Annotated in this window: 11 protein-coding genes; 5 read left to right on the top strand and 6 right to left on the bottom strand. The window is 49.7% G+C overall.

Annotated features, from left to right (window positions below):
• Positions 1 to 15: 15 nt before the first annotated feature.
• The gene (locus ACO6VE_RS10035; RefSeq protein ID WP_422461106.1) at positions 16 to 1476 is read left to right on the top strand and encodes an FAD-dependent oxidoreductase; all 1461 of its coding nucleotides are present in this window, start codon (positions 16 to 18) and stop codon (positions 1474 to 1476) included.
• A 114-nt stretch (positions 1477 to 1590) separates the two neighbouring features.
• On the top strand, positions 1591 to 2661 hold the full coding sequence (gene hemE / locus ACO6VE_RS10040; protein WP_422446329.1) for a uroporphyrinogen decarboxylase: 1071 nt from the start codon (positions 1591 to 1593) through the stop codon (positions 2659 to 2661).
• Here hemE and ACO6VE_RS10045 read toward each other — a convergent pair.
• The 6 genes from ACO6VE_RS10045 to ACO6VE_RS10070 form a co-directional block, all read right to left on the bottom strand.
• A complete protein-coding gene (locus ACO6VE_RS10045) occupies positions 2646 to 5009 on the bottom strand; it encodes a hybrid sensor histidine kinase/response regulator (RefSeq protein ID WP_422446327.1) in 2364 nt (787 codons plus the stop codon). The genes hemE and ACO6VE_RS10045 overlap by 16 nt on opposite strands.
• Positions 5010 to 5259: 250 nt before the next feature.
• Complete coding sequence (gene purD, locus ACO6VE_RS10050) at positions 5260 to 6540, bottom strand: phosphoribosylamine--glycine ligase (RefSeq protein ID WP_422446325.1); 1281 nt, start codon at positions 6538 to 6540, stop codon at positions 5260 to 5262.
• Positions 6541 to 6624: 84 nt separating this feature from the next.
• Positions 6625 to 8208: a bifunctional phosphoribosylaminoimidazolecarboxamide formyltransferase/IMP cyclohydrolase gene (gene purH / locus ACO6VE_RS10055; protein WP_422446322.1), complete on the bottom strand. Its 1584-nt coding sequence runs from the start codon at positions 8206 to 8208 to the stop codon at positions 6625 to 6627.
• A gap of 164 nt (positions 8209 to 8372) precedes the next feature.
• The gene (gene fis / locus ACO6VE_RS10060) at positions 8373 to 8687 is read right to left on the bottom strand and encodes a DNA-binding transcriptional regulator Fis (protein WP_209199972.1); all 315 of its coding nucleotides are present in this window, start codon (positions 8685 to 8687) and stop codon (positions 8373 to 8375) included.
• Positions 8684 to 9712 (bottom strand): tRNA dihydrouridine synthase DusB, encoded by a 1029-nt coding sequence (gene dusB / locus ACO6VE_RS10065; protein ID WP_422461138.1) that lies wholly within the window; start codon positions 9710 to 9712, stop codon positions 8684 to 8686. Before dusB ends, fis begins: the two co-directional genes overlap by 4 nt.
• A 551-nt stretch (positions 9713 to 10263) precedes the next feature.
• Entirely contained in the window at positions 10264 to 10785 is a 522-nt protein-coding gene (locus tag ACO6VE_RS10070; protein ID WP_422461108.1) for a hypothetical protein, read from the bottom strand.
• 437 nt (positions 10786 to 11222) lie between these two features.
• Here ACO6VE_RS10070 and ACO6VE_RS10075 point away from each other — a divergent pair, with 437 nt between their 5' ends.
• The 3 genes from ACO6VE_RS10075 (at position 11223) to ACO6VE_RS10085 (ending at position 15342) form a co-directional block, all read left to right on the top strand.
• A complete protein-coding gene (locus tag ACO6VE_RS10075) occupies positions 11223 to 12440 on the top strand; it encodes a hypothetical protein (RefSeq protein WP_422461110.1) in 1218 nt (405 codons plus the stop codon).
• Between the two features lie 83 nt (positions 12441 to 12523).
• Positions 12524 to 13090, top strand: coding sequence for a polysaccharide biosynthesis/export family protein (locus tag ACO6VE_RS10080; protein ID WP_422447893.1), 567 nt, complete (start codon positions 12524 to 12526; stop codon positions 13088 to 13090).
• A 65-nt stretch (positions 13091 to 13155) separates the two neighbouring features.
• Positions 13156 to 15342, top strand: a complete 2187-nt coding sequence (locus tag ACO6VE_RS10085) for a GumC family protein (RefSeq protein ID WP_422461112.1) — start codon at positions 13156 to 13158, stop codon at positions 15340 to 15342.
• Positions 15343 to 15357 lie beyond the last annotated feature (15 nt).

Genomic DNA, 15357 nt, shown 5'->3' on the forward strand with positions numbered 1-15357 from the left:
TGTGAGGTCAGCGAAATGTCACAGATACCATTAAAAAATGGCAGCAGCCTGAGCCAGAAAGAAAGAAGGCTGAATAACAACTTTCAGTTTGTTGATGTCGGTCGTCATGACCCGGATAAGAAAAGCCTGCGTCAGCGCAAAACAGAATTTGTGGAAATCTACCAACCGTTTGATGAGCGGCAGGTAAAAAATCAGGCGCATCGTTGCCTTTCCTGTGGTAACCCATACTGTGAATGGAAGTGTCCGGTACACAACTACATTCCGGATTGGTTGAAACTGGTCTCTGAAGGTCGTCTTTTTGAAGCGGCAGACCTGTCACACCAGACCAATACACTGCCAGAAGTGTGCGGCCGGGTTTGTCCACAGGATCGCCTCTGTGAAGGTGCCTGTACACTGAATGACGGCTTTGGTGCGGTAACCATCGGGTCTACCGAGAAATACATTACCGACACGGCGCTGGCGCTCGGCTGGCGTCCGGATATGTCCAAGGTGTCCTGGACCGATAAAAAAGTGGCCATCATCGGTGCCGGACCGGCAGGTCTGGGCTGTGCCGATGTACTGGTACGCAATGGTGTGACGCCGGTGGTGTTTGATAAAAACCCGGAAATCGGTGGCTTGTTGACCTTCGGTATTCCAGAGTTCAAGCTGGAAAAGCACGTTATGAGCCGTCGTCGTGAAGTGTTTACTGAAATGGGGATTGAGTTTCAGCTGAACACGGAAATCGGTAAAGACATCACCATGGAGAAGCTGCTTGAGGAGTATGATGCGGTATTCATGGGCATGGGAACTTACACCTATATGAAAGGCGGCTTCCCGGGTGAAGATCTTGAAGGTGTCCATGATGCGCTGCCTTACCTGATCTCCAATGTGAACCGTAACCTCGGCTTTGAACAGGATCCGGCAGACTTTATTGATATGAAGGGCAAGCGGGTGGTGGTACTGGGTGGTGGTGATACCGCCATGGACTGTAACCGCACGGCGATTCGGCAGGGAGCCAGGTCGGTTACCTGTGCCTATCGTCGTGATGAAGAGAATATGCCGGGCTCCCGCCGGGAAGTGGCCAATGCCAGACAGGAAGGTGTGAACTTCCTGTTTAACCGCCAGCCGGTAGAAATTGTTGGTGATGGCAAGGTAGAGGGCATCCGTCTGGTAACCACTGAACTTGGCGAACCGGATGACAATGGTCGTCGCCGTCCACAGGTAGTAGAAGGCAGTGACCAGATACTGGAAGCGGATGTGGTTCTGGTGGCCTTTGGTTTTCGCCCGAGCCCGGCTGACTGGTTTGAACAGCACGATATTCAGATTGATGAAGGTGGCCGGGTGGTGGCCCCGGAAAAAGCCAGGTACAAATTCCAGACCAGTAACCCGCAGGTGTTTGCTGGTGGTGATATGGTTCGTGGGTCAGATTTGGTGGTCACCGCCATCTGGGAAGGTCGTCAGGCAGCAGATGGTATTCTTGATTACCTGGATGTCTGATTAATCACTCTTTTTTACGATAATGTAGGGGCGTTTTTCCAATCCGGAAGCGCCCCTGTTTTTTCTACAGCCTGGAATACTGATGGTTCAGGCAACGCTGGTATCGGGACTTTTATGACTCCATTGAAAAATGACCGCTTTCTTCGAGCTTTGCTCAGGGAGCCAGTTGATGTAACTCCCGTCTGGATGATGCGCCAGGCCGGCCGTTATTTACCGGAATACCGGGAAACCAGGGCCCGTGCCGGTGACTTTATGGCCCTGTGCAAGAACGCAGAGCTTGCCTGTGAAGTAACTTTGCAGCCATTGGAACGATTCCCGCTGGATGCGGCGATTCTCTTTTCCGATATTCTCACGATTCCCGATGCCATGGGTCTTGGGCTTTATTTTTCAGCCGGTGAAGGGCCGAAGCTCAAAAAGCCGGTTCGTAATGCCGCTGATGTTGCAGCGCTGACCGTGCCAGACCCGGAAAAAGACCTGGGTTATGTGATGGATGCGGTGAGAACCATTCGGCGTGAACTCAATGGTCGGGTGCCGCTGATTGGTTTTTCCGGCAGCCCCTGGACACTGGCAACCTATATGATTGAAGGTGGCAGTAGCAAAGACTTTCGTCGTATAAAAGCGATGATGTTTGATCAGCCAGAACTGCTGAAGCAAGTGTTGAGCGTGCTTGCCGAGTCAGTGACCAGCTACCTGAATGCCCAGATAGAAGCGGGTGCCCAGGCGGTGCAGATTTTTGATACCTGGGGTGGGGTGCTCAGTTCACAGAACTATCGTGACTTCTCACTGCACTATATGGACAGGATTGTGAAAGGCCTGAAGCGGGAAAATGAAGGCAGAAAAGTGCCGGTTATTCTCTTTACCAAAAATGGTGGGCAGTGGCTTGAAGCGATGGCCGATACCGGTGCCGATGCCCTGGGGTTGGACTGGACAACCGATATGGGTGAAGCACGACAGAGGGTAGGTAACCGGGTGGCGTTACAGGGCAATATGGACCCATCAGCGCTTTATGCATCACCGGAACGTATTCGCCGGGAAGTGGCAACCGTTCTGGAAAAATTTGGCACAGGCAATGGCCATGTGTTCAATCTGGGGCATGGCATTCACCAATATGTTGAGCCGGAAAAGGCGGGTGCCTTTGTGAATGCCGTACATGAACTGTCTGCCCAATATCATGCTTCCGTATAACGCTGTTGCCTGCTGTTAAGGGCCTTTATCAGGGCGCTTTGTACGGTAAACCGGGTAACCGGCTTGGTGAGAATTGAGCTGATACCCAGTTTGCTGGACTGGTGCTTACTGGGAGGGTTACTGACCCCGGTCAGCATAATAATGGCTGGCAATGGGTCAATACCCGGGTCGTCATTGATTCGTTCTGCGACCTGTAAACCTTTCAGCCCGGGCATCTGGTGGTCAAGAATAATGATATCAAATGCTCGGTTCAGGTAAGCTTCGTTACGAATCATGGCAAGGGCTTCCGGGCCATCTTCTGCTTCGATCACCGAAATACCCAATAGATGACATTGCTGGCGGAGCACTTTACGACAGGTTGCACTGTCATCAGCAATCAGTACCCGCATATTTTCATACTGGTTTTGCTGAGGTATTTCATCTTGTCTGGGTTGCTTATTCTCTTCTCCACAGGAGCAGGGCAAAGTAAATGAGAGGATATTGGCCCGTTTACTGACCTTTCCTCCAAGCTGTCGTATAAGACGAGTTGCAAGGTATAGATTCAGCCTCATGACTGTCTCTGCTTTTATCTCGGATAAAGAGTGCTCACCGGATAAATGTTTTTCTGCAATGCTGCTACCGGCAGGGTTTTTGAAACTGAACTCAAACAGCAGTTTACCGGCAGCATCTCTCTGAATAGAAAGTGCAACCTCTCCCGTTTCAGCCTGGCTCAGCCCATAGAACAGAAATGCTTCCAGAATCAATGAGACCCGATAGCCTTCGATATGACATTCGGCGGACATGCTTTCATCAACGAAGCAGATAATTTCAATATTCTGCTGTTCCGCACGATACTGGAAATGATGAATCAGCTCATCCACTGTGTTGTGTATATCAACCAGTCGTGTGTCCGACGTTATTTCCTGGTTTTGAGCCTTAATGCTGGAGGCCAGTAGATTGACCAGGTTGCCCAGTTCATAACCCGCGTAGCGAAGTGTTTGCACGTAGTCTTCCTGCTTCGGGGTCAATGGTGTACTCAGTAACAGCTCTGACATGCCCATCACACCATTCAGTGGCGTTCGCATTTCATGGCCCAGCGATTTCATGGTCTCTTCGTCCAGCTCATCCCGTTGTCGGACGCTATCCGAAAATTTTTCCCTGTTGATCACTTTTCTGTTGACTCTCCCTGACAGCGACAGGAAGCCGAGTGTTAAAGCCAATGTTTGAATCAGTAGCCAGGTCGTGTTTCTGGAAGATATCCCCAATGCACCGGTTTGGTTCAGGGCGAAAATACATTGACTGATGACGAGGGGGACCAGCAACCAGGGTGATATATAGAGGCGATGGGGTTTTACCAGCCAAAAAGACAGGCAGAAGCAGGCATTACCGATCAGCGTCAGTACCAGCAGATGAGTATTTAACATACTACTGTCGCTTAGTGGCAACCAGAGGGCTGATACCAGGTAAATAAACGAGAAAATATTAAAGAAACGGATAAGCAGTGGCCTATGATAGCCAAAGAGGTTTATGGCCAGCTGACAGAAGGTCAGGCTGATTAACAGCAGTGATAATTTGTAGAGCCAGGCTTCTGCGGTGATGGGTATGTAAAACCAGGTGCTCAGATAGCCCTGCCAGGAAGCCATAAAAATGAGTGCAAAGATAGCACCTGAAGCCAGCAGTAGATGAAAAATACGACGGTGATTAGAAGGTGAGAGGCTGTTTGAAGTTTTTGATGGCTGTTTTATCGACAGGAAAAGCCAGGCATTGGCAAGAATCATTGATATCAACAGACCGCTGATTAATCCGGTTTGCCAGTGTTTATACCACTGCTGTTTGATCAACTGATCAAAGCTACCCAGTTTCAGACTATTGCTCAGTTCAGGATGAAACGGTGCTTTAAGGTATATCATTGCGGACTGAGCTGGCAGCAGCGTAAAGCTCGTGGTGTTGACCTGATCCAGTGGCAGTGGTTTAACGACAGTCTTGCCAGTGGCAGCGCTGACGTATGTGAGATAAAGGGTCGGCAGTTCCTGCTGCTGATAATCCACAGACAGGATGGGATGCACTACTTCTGACGTATGGTTGGTAACAGGAAAGCGTAACCAGAGGTTTTGTTGCTGTTCTTCGGTGCGGAGTAAGTTAGGCTGCCATGGGGCAAAGCGGTATTTGAACGCTCCCTCAACCAGCGCATTGATGGATAGTTGTCTAGTGTCGTCAATATAGAACTCTGTACTCGCTCCAGGCTGGAGTAAGTAGGATGATTGATTAATGTCGACATTCGCAGATGCATTCAGGGCGGAGAAAGTAAACGATAAAATAAATAGCAGTGCGAATGTCCATTTTTGCCGTGTAAAGGCTTGATAAAACACTGTTGAAAATTCCGTTTTTCGTATTTATTGCAGAATTATACTGAAAACTGACTGGTTGGACAGTGAATCAGTCGACGGTTTACGCAAGAACAGGAAATTCAGGGGATTTTCCTGAAGTATGACAAAGTGAAAGGCTTTTTTTAAACTGCAGAGAACACAAAGCTCACGAAGAAAAAAGATAAGAAGTTTTATCTTTCTTTGTGGGCTTTGTGTTCTCTGTGGTTAAAAGTCTTTTGCCTGACCTCTGTAACTATGCCTCTTCCCGGACGATGGCTCTATGGCCGATGTCTGTACGATAGTAGACGTCTTTCCAGTCAATGGTTGTGACCGCGTTATAGGCCTGCTGTTGAGCTTCCTTCACGGTCTCGCCCAGGGCGGTCACACAGAGTACCCGGCCGCCATTGGTCAGGGTTTTGCCCTCTTCAACACGGGTTCCGGCCTGGAAGACTTTGGCATTGATGATATTATCGATGCCCGTGATTTCATCACCCTTGCGGTAGGCTTCCGGGTAACCACCGGCTGCCATGACCACGCCAAGGGCAGTGCGGCTGTCCCACTCAATCTCAACCTGATCCAGCTCACCACGGGTACCGGCCAGGCACAGTTCTACCAGGCTGGACTTCAGGCGCATCAGGATGGGTTGGGTTTCCGGGTCACCAAAACGACAGTTGTATTCCAGTACTTTGGGGGTGCCATCAGCATCAATCATTAATCCGGCGTAGAGGAAGCCCCGGTATGGCATGCCTTCGCTGGCCATGCCCTGTACCGTTGGGATGATGACTTCCTTCATGGCTCGGTCATGAATTGTCGGCGTCACCACAGGCGCAGGAGAATATGCACCCATACCGCCGGTATTCGGGCCTTTATCGTCATTGTCACGGGCTTTGTGATCCTGGCTGGTGGCCATGGGGAGAATGTTTTTGCCGTCCACCATGACGATAAAACTGGCTTCTTCGCCGGTAAGAAACTCTTCAATCACCACACGGTGACCGGCTTCACCAAAAGCATTGCCAGCCAGCATGTCGTCAATAGCAGCAAAAGCTTCCTGCTCCGTCTGGGCGAGAATCACGCCTTTACCGGCAGCAAGTCCATCAGCTTTCACCACAATAGGTGTACCCTGTTGTTTGACGTAGGCTTTAGCGGGTTCAATCTCTGTGAAGTTCTGGTAGGCGGCGGTGGGGATATTATGGCGGGCAAGAAAATCTTTGGTGAATGCCTTGGAGCCTTCCAGCTGGGCCGCTGCCTGTGACGGACCAAATATCGCCAGACCTGCTTGTTCAAACTGGTCAACAACGCCCGCCACCAATGGTGCTTCCGGGCCGACAATGGTCAGGTCAATGTTTTCTGACTGGGCAAATTCAACCAGTCTGGTGATATCCAGCACATCGATAGCAACGTTGGATACTTTGTTTTCAGAGGCGGTGCCAGCATTACCGGGAGCGACAAACACTTGTGTAACATTGTCGTCTTGAGCCGCTTTCCATGCCAGGGCATGCTCCCGCCCGCCATTTCCGATGATCAGTACTTTCATAAAGGATGTCCTTTTTTTGAACCACAGAGACCACGGAGTGCACAAAGGTTTTCTTTTTGTGATTTCTGCTGGGGAAAATTTTTCTCAATGGCGGAAATGCCGAACGCCGGTAAATACCATGGCTATGCCTGCCTGGTTGGCGGCGTCAATCACTTCCTGGTCTCGCATGGAGCCACCGGGCTGGATGACCGCAGTAATACCTGCACTGGCTGCGGCGTCAATACCGTCCCGGAATGGGAAGAAGGCATCGGATGCCATCACGGAACCACGAACTTCCAGCCCTTCATCCGCTGCCTTGATGCCGGCAATGCGGGCACTGTAAACACGGCTCATCTGGCCTGCGCCGATACCGATTGTCTGTGAGTGCCTGGCATAGACAATGGCATTGGACTTCACAAATTTCGCGACCTTCCAGGCGAACTGAAGGTCGGCCATTTCCTGCTCGGTCGGGGCGCGATCCGTCACCACTTTCAGATCAGAAGGATCAATAATACGGATATCGGAATCCTGAACCAGCAGGCCGCCATTGACACGCTTGAAATCCGGCAAAGGAGTTGGCTCAGCTGCCAGTTGGCCAGCGGTTAATACCCGAATGTTCTGCTTATTCTGAAGAGTGGCGGCCGCTTCAGCGTCCATTTCGGGAGCGATAATGACTTCCACAAACTGGCGCTCAATAATAGTACGGGCTGTGGTCATATCCAGCTTGCGGTTAAAGGCGATAATGCCGCCGAAGGCAGAGGTTGGATCGGTTTCGTAAGCGCGGTTGTAGGCTTCAAGAATATCTGTGCCGGTTGCCACACCGCAGGGGTTGGCGTGTTTGACGATAACACAGGCTGGCAGATCAAACGCTTTAACGCATTCCAGGGCTGCATCGGTATCGGCAATATTGTTGTAGGAAAGCGCTTTGCCTTGCAGTTGTCTGGCGCTGGAAACCGTGCCTTCAGGCGGGTTCTTTTCTGTGTAGAAGGCGGCTTTCTGGTGCGGGTTTTCACCGTAGCGCAGATCTTCTACTTTAATAAACTGGCTGTTGAAAGTGCGTGGGAAAGCTTCCGGCTCATCGTCATCGCTGTTAATGGCGGTGCCCATGTAGTTGGCAATGGCACCATCGTAGCCGGCTGTATGCTCAAATGCCTTCACGGCCAGATCAAAGCGGGTGGTCAGATCAATCAAGCCATTATTGTCAGCCAGGCTGTCCAGTACGCACTGGTAATCACTGGCGTTCACCACAATGGTGGTATCGCGGTAGTTCTTGGCGGCGGCCCGAACCATGGTCGGGCCGCCAATATCGATGTTCTCAATGGCGGTGGCCAGATCGCAGTCAGGGCGGGCAATGGTTTGCTCGAAGGGGTAGAGGTTGACCACAACCAGGTCGATAGGCTGGATGCCATACTGGTCCATGACGGATTCATCCTGGCCGCTGCGGCCCAGAATGCCACCATGAACCTTGGGGTGGAGGGTTTTCACCCTGCCGTCCATCATTTCCGGGAAGCCGGTATAGTCAGAAATCTCAATGGCAGGAATATCGTTCTCAACCAGCAGTGCATAAGTTCCGCCTGTGGACAGAATTTCAACCGAATGCTGTTGCAGTGTCCGGGCGAACTCAACAATTCCTGTTTTGTCGGAAACGCTAATCAGAGCCCGGCGAATCGGGCGTGTCGTGACTGCCATCGTTTCTCACTCACCGTTTGTTGGAATAGATAGTTGGAATAAAAATTCTGGCAGATTTTAGCTGGAAATGGTGGCTATTGGCAGGGGGAGAGGGAATAAAGGGGAAATCAGTAGTGTCCTTGGTCCAGAAACTACTGATTAGATTGAAAAGAGTAATGAACCAATTAAAGCAGGCCGTACTGCTTCAGCTTCTTGCGCAGGGTACCCCGGTTCAGGCCCAGTAATGTGGCCGCGCGGGTCTGGTTGCCCTTGACGTAAGCCATGACCGTTTCCAGCAGAGGTGCTTCTACTTCAGACAGCACCATTTGATAGACATCGGTGACGTCCTGCCCGTCCAGGTGGGCAAAGTAGTTATTCATGGATTTTTCCACACTGTCGCGCAGAGTCTGGGACTCCGGTATTCTCGACGCTGTGGCAAGGCTTCCCCCATGGCCATTTACTGGACGACCTTCTTCTACGATTACTTGTGTTGCCGTCATGCCGCTATGTCCTCTCCGTTACCTTCTGACTTCTTCGCAAAAGTCGACTCTGAAAAACGCTGAAAATACTCCTGAATGCAGGTGCGCTGTTCTTCCGAAGATTCCAGCTTATTAAAATGCCGGCGAAACTCCAGGCCGGATGGCTGGTCCTGCATGTACCAGCCCACATGTTTTCTGGCAATCCGCACAGCCTGGAGCTCCTGGTAAAAAAGGCCGTAGAACTGATGGAGGGCTTCCAGGTGCCTCAAAAGGATTGCCTGAACCTCATTCTGATCCGGGGCTGCCAACCGTTCCCCGTGTTGCAGGTAGTGATTGATCTCCCGGAATATCCAGGGACGGCCCTGGGCGGCACGGCCAATCATTAATGCGCTGGCACCGGTAACGTCCAGCACATGCCGTGCTTTCTCCGGTGAGGTGATGTCACCATTGGCAATCACCGGGATAGTCACCGCCTCAACAATACGGGCGATGGTTTCGTATTCCGCTTCACCGTTATACATGCAGGCCCGGGTGCGGCCATGAACCGCCAGGGCGGCAATGCCACACTGTTCGGCCAGTTTGGCAACCGCAACACCGTTGCGGTTGTCCGGGTCCCAGCCGGTACGAATCTTCAGGGTCACCGGAATATCCACCGCCGCCGTTACCGCTTTCAGGATGGACTCCACCAGATCAATGTCCCGCAGCAGGGCAGAACCGGCCGCCTTATTGCAAACCTTCTTGGCAGGGCAGCCCATGTTGATATCTATGATCTGGGCTCCAAACTCCTGGTTCAGCCTGGCCGCCTCGGCCATCTGCTCCGGATCACCTCCGGCAATCTGCACGGAGCGTGGTTCGGACTCACAGCTGTGATCCATGCGCAGCCTGGACTTACGGGTATTCCAGAGCTTTGGGTTGCTGGTCACCATCTCCGACACCGCCATGCCTGCACCCATTTTCAGGCAGAGTTTGCGAAACGGACTGTCGGTAACGCCCGCCATGGGTGCCAATACCACCGGGTGAACGATGGAATAAGGACCAATCTTCAACGGTGCTGGCGCTGTGTGTTCTGACAAGAGTTGACCTGACAAAAAAGAAAGCCTCGATCTGATGGATGATGAAACCAACGGGGCATCATACTCTCTACATATTTCACGATAAAGTGAAATTGATCAATATTTGTTCAGCTAAAAGTGGTGGATTTGCTAATGCAAAAACCATTACTCATTTCACCTCAGGCCTTCTGGCGCAGATCAATAATAGAGCCAATGGGTTGTGCATTTTTTGATATAGGTCAGCAAGAAACCGGTTCAATGCAGGCATAAGCACTGAATTTGTTCAATTTGTTGATAGGTCGCATTAAAAGTGGGCATTTTTTGAGCCGTGGAAGGGCTGTTTTTAACCACAAAAGCTACAACGTTATTTTTAGAATGCGTCTTGCACTCCTTGAATGGAACAGCTTTTGGTTCGCGGGAAATCTGTTGAGGCTATATATCTTCTTCCCCAAATAACAGACCTATAAAACGAAAAGGTGAAAACCTTTGAATTCTTCTTGGTTAAAAACATAAAAAAACACCCGATCGAATCGGGTGCATTTAAATCAGTTATCGCTGATGGAGGACTCTCTGTCATTGGAGCCAGAATTAGCAGGAGGCGGTGGTGGTGGAAGTAGTGGGGCGATTTCTTGTTGTTCCGCCTCGATTTCTTCAGTCGTTTCAACATCATCGAGTGCTGTCACCAGTTGCTCAAACTGTCCGGCGGCCTGGTCGATCATGCTCATCAGCTCAGCACTATTGCCAGCTCCTGCCTTGGCTGCATTGACGATGATTTCTTTTTGGTCAGGTGCCTGACTGATGGCGGCAGAAACAATTTGACCAGTCTGTAGAGGATAAACTTTAACTGCGGCTTCAATCAAAGCAGAAAGGAGTTCTGGCTGATTATTCAGTTGTATAGCAGCACTGCTGATAACTGATTCAATAGAGGAATTTTCAGCCTGCATTGCTATGGTTAGCGCCTGGTCGGCTGGCATGGTGGCCAGGTCCTGTACCAGATCTGCCTGGGCCATACCAACAATAGCGATCAGCGACAATGCACTTGAGGCAAGTAAGTGTTTTGGTTTCATCCGGGTTCCTGTATGGCAAAGCGCCCTGATGGGCGTGAACGTTTAGGAATTACCATGGGAAGCGATGATTCATTGAAAATAAACAACAATTTCCTGATCAGCGAGATCCAATGAAGTTAGATATCCATTTTTCAGGGATTGGCTTTCGTTTAATAGAAAGAGCCAGTTTTTAAATATATTAATATATTGCTAGAAATTATATTTAAACTGATTTTATAATACAAACTAATTTTTTAGGTCTATTAGTACAACTGCTTATTTTTTAGAGATCTCCGGTTAGTAAATAAATAGGAAAGCAGGCTGGCATCAATTTTGCTGTGTGATTACAGGTCTTACTTCCCAAGGTATGGCGGGATCATTGATGACAAGAGCTTTTCAGGCTCGACATGTCTGGACTGACAAGTGCCTTTAAAAGATGCATTAGGGATGAGTAGGAAATGAAGGGAATAAGTAAGCTCGCTATTGGTATTGCCCTGACCAGTCATGGTTTGAGGGCGGTTGCTGCGGTAGAAGAGCCTGCACATATAGACTGGGGTGTCGTTGAAGTAACTCCTCTGGCTGTTCTGAATATTGGCTATGATGACAATATCTTTCAAAATAGTGTGACCGATGGCCTGAAAAACAAAAGCTCTACGGTTTATGACCTGGAAGCATCTGTTGAATTTAAGGCGCAGCAGGGTTTGAATACCTACGTGGTAAGAGCAGCAGCAAAAAACAAACATTTTACCAGTGAGCAGGATGCTGACTTTACCAATATTGGCCTTGATGCCAACCTTAATCACGAGCTGAATCGTCGTAACCGGATAGATTTGACGCTGGGTATTGGCAATTACCATGATGAAGGTTCAACAGTAAATGGTGTTGTTGATCTAAGTGCCCCTGAATACATCCGCACCACTGGTCGTCTCCTCTACAGTCTGGGTGGCCAGGAAGCCATCCTTCGTGCTGACCTTTTTGGTGGCTACAACATGCAGGACTACAAAACCAGTAATGGCCTTGTACAAGGTAATGACCGCAAAACAACGGAATTGGGTGGTACCGCATTTTACCGTTTTATGCCCGTAACTGATGCACTGGTAGAAATCAAGCAGCGCAAGCTGGATTACACCGGTGTAAACAGTGCCGGTTATGACATTACCAGTTATCTGGTGGGTCTGAGTTGGGAAGCTACAGTGAAAACCACCGGTTACGCCAAGCTGGGTCGTCGCTACCGTAGCAGTCAGGTCAGTGGGGTAGGCTCAGAAGGCTATACCGGTTGGGAGGTGGGTGCCAGTTACCTGCCCCTGGAGCACTCCCTGATTCAGTTCAGTACTGCTCGTGACTACGGTCTTGAGTCTGGTAATCCACAGGATGTGACTTTTACTCAGGGTACCAGCACTGAGGTAAGCTGGAAACACGGCTGGACATCTCGTATCTCAACCCGTGTTACTTACCGATACACCAATGAAGAGTTGCAAAGAGCGAGTGGTGAAGCTCTGAAGCACCTTACGTTAAATGATTTTGGTGTAGGAGTTGAATGGCAACTGCGTCGTTATGCGACACTGGGTTTTTCTTGGAATACCATCGACCGGAATGAAAAGGCTCTGGCTGTGGGCCAGACTCCGGATGGATTTAGCCGTAATGTATACATGCTGACGGCTGAAGTGTCTCTTTAATCTTGTTTAAATGTTAATGGTTATAAAATAAGTCGACGACTAAAGTCGTCAGTTTCCTGTTTTTTGCAGAAATGGTAGTGAATATGGAAGGACCCTGTTTGCTGGCTAGAAGGGTAAAACCGCTTCTGGCAATTATCTTCCCCACCCTGACGCTGATGGCAAATATCACGAATGCAGAGCTGGTGAGTTACTCTACCTACGGCCTGAGTTCTGGTGACCAGATAAGTATCACCGTCTTTGGTGAAGAGGATATGGAGGTGGAAACCAGGCTGACCGATGCGGGCACCATCACCTACCCATTTCTGGGTGAGATTCGGGTGAAGGGAAAGACGGTCGGTGAGTTGCAGTCGTTTCTGACCAGTGAGCTTAAGGGGGATTACTTTATTGACCCGAAAGTGACCGTCAGAATTACCGAATACCGCAAGTTCTTTGTCAGTGGTGAAGTTAAATCACCTGGTGGTTTCAGTTTTGAACCGGGGTTAACTCTTGAAAAGGCGGTGGCCCTTGCTGGTGGTTTTACCCAGCGTGCGGCACGTAAGGAGGTGGTGGTTACCCGTGAAGAAAATGGTCATTTGCAGGAACGTACCATGGCACTGAATAACTCGGTGCTTCCTGGTGATATTGTCAATGTTAAAGAGAGCTTTTTTTAAGTAATAAATTCCTGATTCAGGCAGTAAACGGGAGTTTGTTGCCTCATCTGTTAGAAGTCATAGTTATGAGTAATTCACAACCCACTCGACTGCCGGGTATTGCAGAGCAAGATGAAGACATTATCGACCTGCGCCAGATTGTTCAGGTAGTGGTCAATTACCGCTGGCCAATTATTGGCTTTACCCTGGCGGTCACTCTAATTGTCATTCTGGTGGTGTTTTCTATTACACCGGTCTATCAGGCGACCACGGTTCTGCAAATAGAACAGGAGCAGGCCAAGGTGCTTTCCATTGAGGAGGTCTATGGCATTGAAGGCAGCGACAGTTACCTGAATACCCAGTTTGAAGTGCTGAAATCCCGGGGGGTTCTGGAAAAGGTAGTGGATAAACTCGGACTGATGAATAACCCGGAGTTTAATGATCGTTTGAACAATGCTCCCTGGTATGTCGGGCTGCTGGACTGGAAAGTATGGTTAGGCCTTCAGGAGCCCGGGGGAGAAGTTGATGAGTCTTCGGTGCGCAGGGATGTGATCAATGCCCTGAATAAAAAAGTCAGCATTGAGCCTGTACGCAAAACTCAGGTGGTGAAAATACACGCCCAGTCCGAAAACCCGAAACTGGCAGCTGCCATTGCCAATGCGGTGGCCGGTGCCTATATCGAAGCTTATATGGAAGCAAAACTATCCCTGACGCTCAGTGCTACTGACTGGATGCAGGGACGGATGAATGAGCTTTCTGAGAAGTTACGTATTGCTGAGCAGAGTCTTCAGAATTACCGGGACAGTGAAGACCTGGTGGACCTGGAAGGGGTATTAACCATTTCCAGTGATGAGTTAAAAGCCCTGACGAAGTCACTGGTGGCATTGCGTCGGAAACTGGCGGTGTCTGAAGGTATTTATCAGCAGATTCAAAATGGTGGTATAAAAAATAGTCATGATTCACTAAAGGCGGTGTTAAACCATCCACTGATAAAAGACTTAAAAACTGAAGAAGCAAAAAGTCAGCGATTGGTTCAGGAGCTTTCCCGTCGCTATGGGCCAAAGCACCCGAAAATGATTGCAGCACGCAGTGACCTGGAAAGCCTTGAGAATAATATTGACAGCCAGATTGGTAATATTGTTGAAGGGGTAGAGCGGGACTATGAGCTGGATAAAGCCAACGAACGCAGCCTTGAGGACGCGGTTGCGGAGGCAAAGGTCAATGTGCAGGCAATCAACCGCAAACAGTTCCGCTTAAGGGCGTTGGAACGTGAAGTACAGACTAATAAAGATCTTTACGACGCATTCTTTAAACGTATTCAGGAAACTTCGGCCACCAGCGATTTACAGACCGCTAATGCTCGTATTGTGGATCAGGCCTATGCGCCTCAGCACCCAATAAAACCAAAGAAAAAACTGATTGTTGTTGTGGCTGGCTTGATGGGGCTGTTGTTTTCCTGTGGTGTTGCTTTCCTGCTGGAGATGCTGAACAACACTATCCGTACAACAAGCGACGTTGAAGAAAAGCTGAATCTGCCAGTGCTGGGAGTGCTGCCAAAGATGACCGATAAAAAACTGGATGGTCAGATTCACAGCCTGTTCACCAATAAAGACCAGCATGGATTTGGAGAGGCGATTCGGACTATTCGGACCGGCATCAACCTGAGCGCAATGGATCAGGAGCATAAACTCTTTGCTATTACCTCTACTGCGCCCGGTGAGGGTAAGTCATCCATTGCTTCCAATATGGCGCTGGCGCTGGGGCAGCTGGGTAAAACCTTGTTGATTGACTGCGACCTGCGTCGTCCGGTTTTAGGTAAGAACTTCGCTATTAAAGGTGGTTCTGCTGGCCTGGCAAACCTGCTGTTGGGTTCGGCTTCAGTTGATGAAGCGGTGCATACGGTGGATGGCATTGATGTAATCCCCTGTGGCCTGATACCACCAAACCCCCAGGAGCTCCTGGCTTCTGAGCGTTACGGCATGCTGCTGAAACAGCTGAAAGAGCACTACGACTATGTGCTGCTGGACTGTCCACCGGTGCAGAACGTCAGTGATGTGCTGATGATCTCCCGCCATTGCGATGGCTTGATCTATGTGGTTGAAGCTGGCCGCATGCAGGTGAATGCAATACAGGTGGCGGTTGGTCGTCTGTTACAGGCCCGAACGCCAGTGACAGGAGCAGTGTTGAATAAGATCAATCCGTTGCAAAAAGATGCTTATGGCTATACCCAGGGCTATTACGACCATAACGGCTATAACTCTGGCATTGTTTAATTGGCTTTTTTGTTA

The sequence above is a fragment of the Endozoicomonas sp. ALB115 genome, from assembly GCF_049310245.1.
Taxonomy (GTDB): Bacteria; Pseudomonadota; Gammaproteobacteria; order Pseudomonadales; family Endozoicomonadaceae; genus Endozoicomonas.

Coding starts and splice junctions, on each gene's coding strand:
- ACO6VE_RS10085 (WP_422461112.1), top strand. CDS start 13,156: ATGAGTAATTCACAACCCACTCGACTGCCGGGTATTGCAGAGCAAGAT.
- purH (WP_422446322.1), bottom strand. CDS start 8,208: ATGGCAGTCACGACACGCCCGATTCGCCGGGCTCTGATTAGCGTTTCC.
- hemE (WP_422446329.1), top strand. CDS start 1,591: ATGACTCCATTGAAAAATGACCGCTTTCTTCGAGCTTTGCTCAGGGAG.
- ACO6VE_RS10035 (WP_422461106.1), top strand. CDS start 16: ATGTCACAGATACCATTAAAAAATGGCAGCAGCCTGAGCCAGAAAGAA.
- purD (WP_422446325.1), bottom strand. CDS start 6,540: ATGAAAGTACTGATCATCGGAAATGGCGGGCGGGAGCATGCCCTGGCA.
- ACO6VE_RS10075 (WP_422461110.1), top strand. CDS start 11,223: ATGAAGGGAATAAGTAAGCTCGCTATTGGTATTGCCCTGACCAGTCAT.
- fis (WP_209199972.1), bottom strand. CDS start 8,687: ATGACGGCAACACAAGTAATCGTAGAAGAAGGTCGTCCAGTAAATGGC.
- ACO6VE_RS10080 (WP_422447893.1), top strand. CDS start 12,524: ATGGAAGGACCCTGTTTGCTGGCTAGAAGGGTAAAACCGCTTCTGGCA.
- ACO6VE_RS10070 (WP_422461108.1), bottom strand. CDS start 10,785: ATGAAACCAAAACACTTACTTGCCTCAAGTGCATTGTCGCTGATCGCT.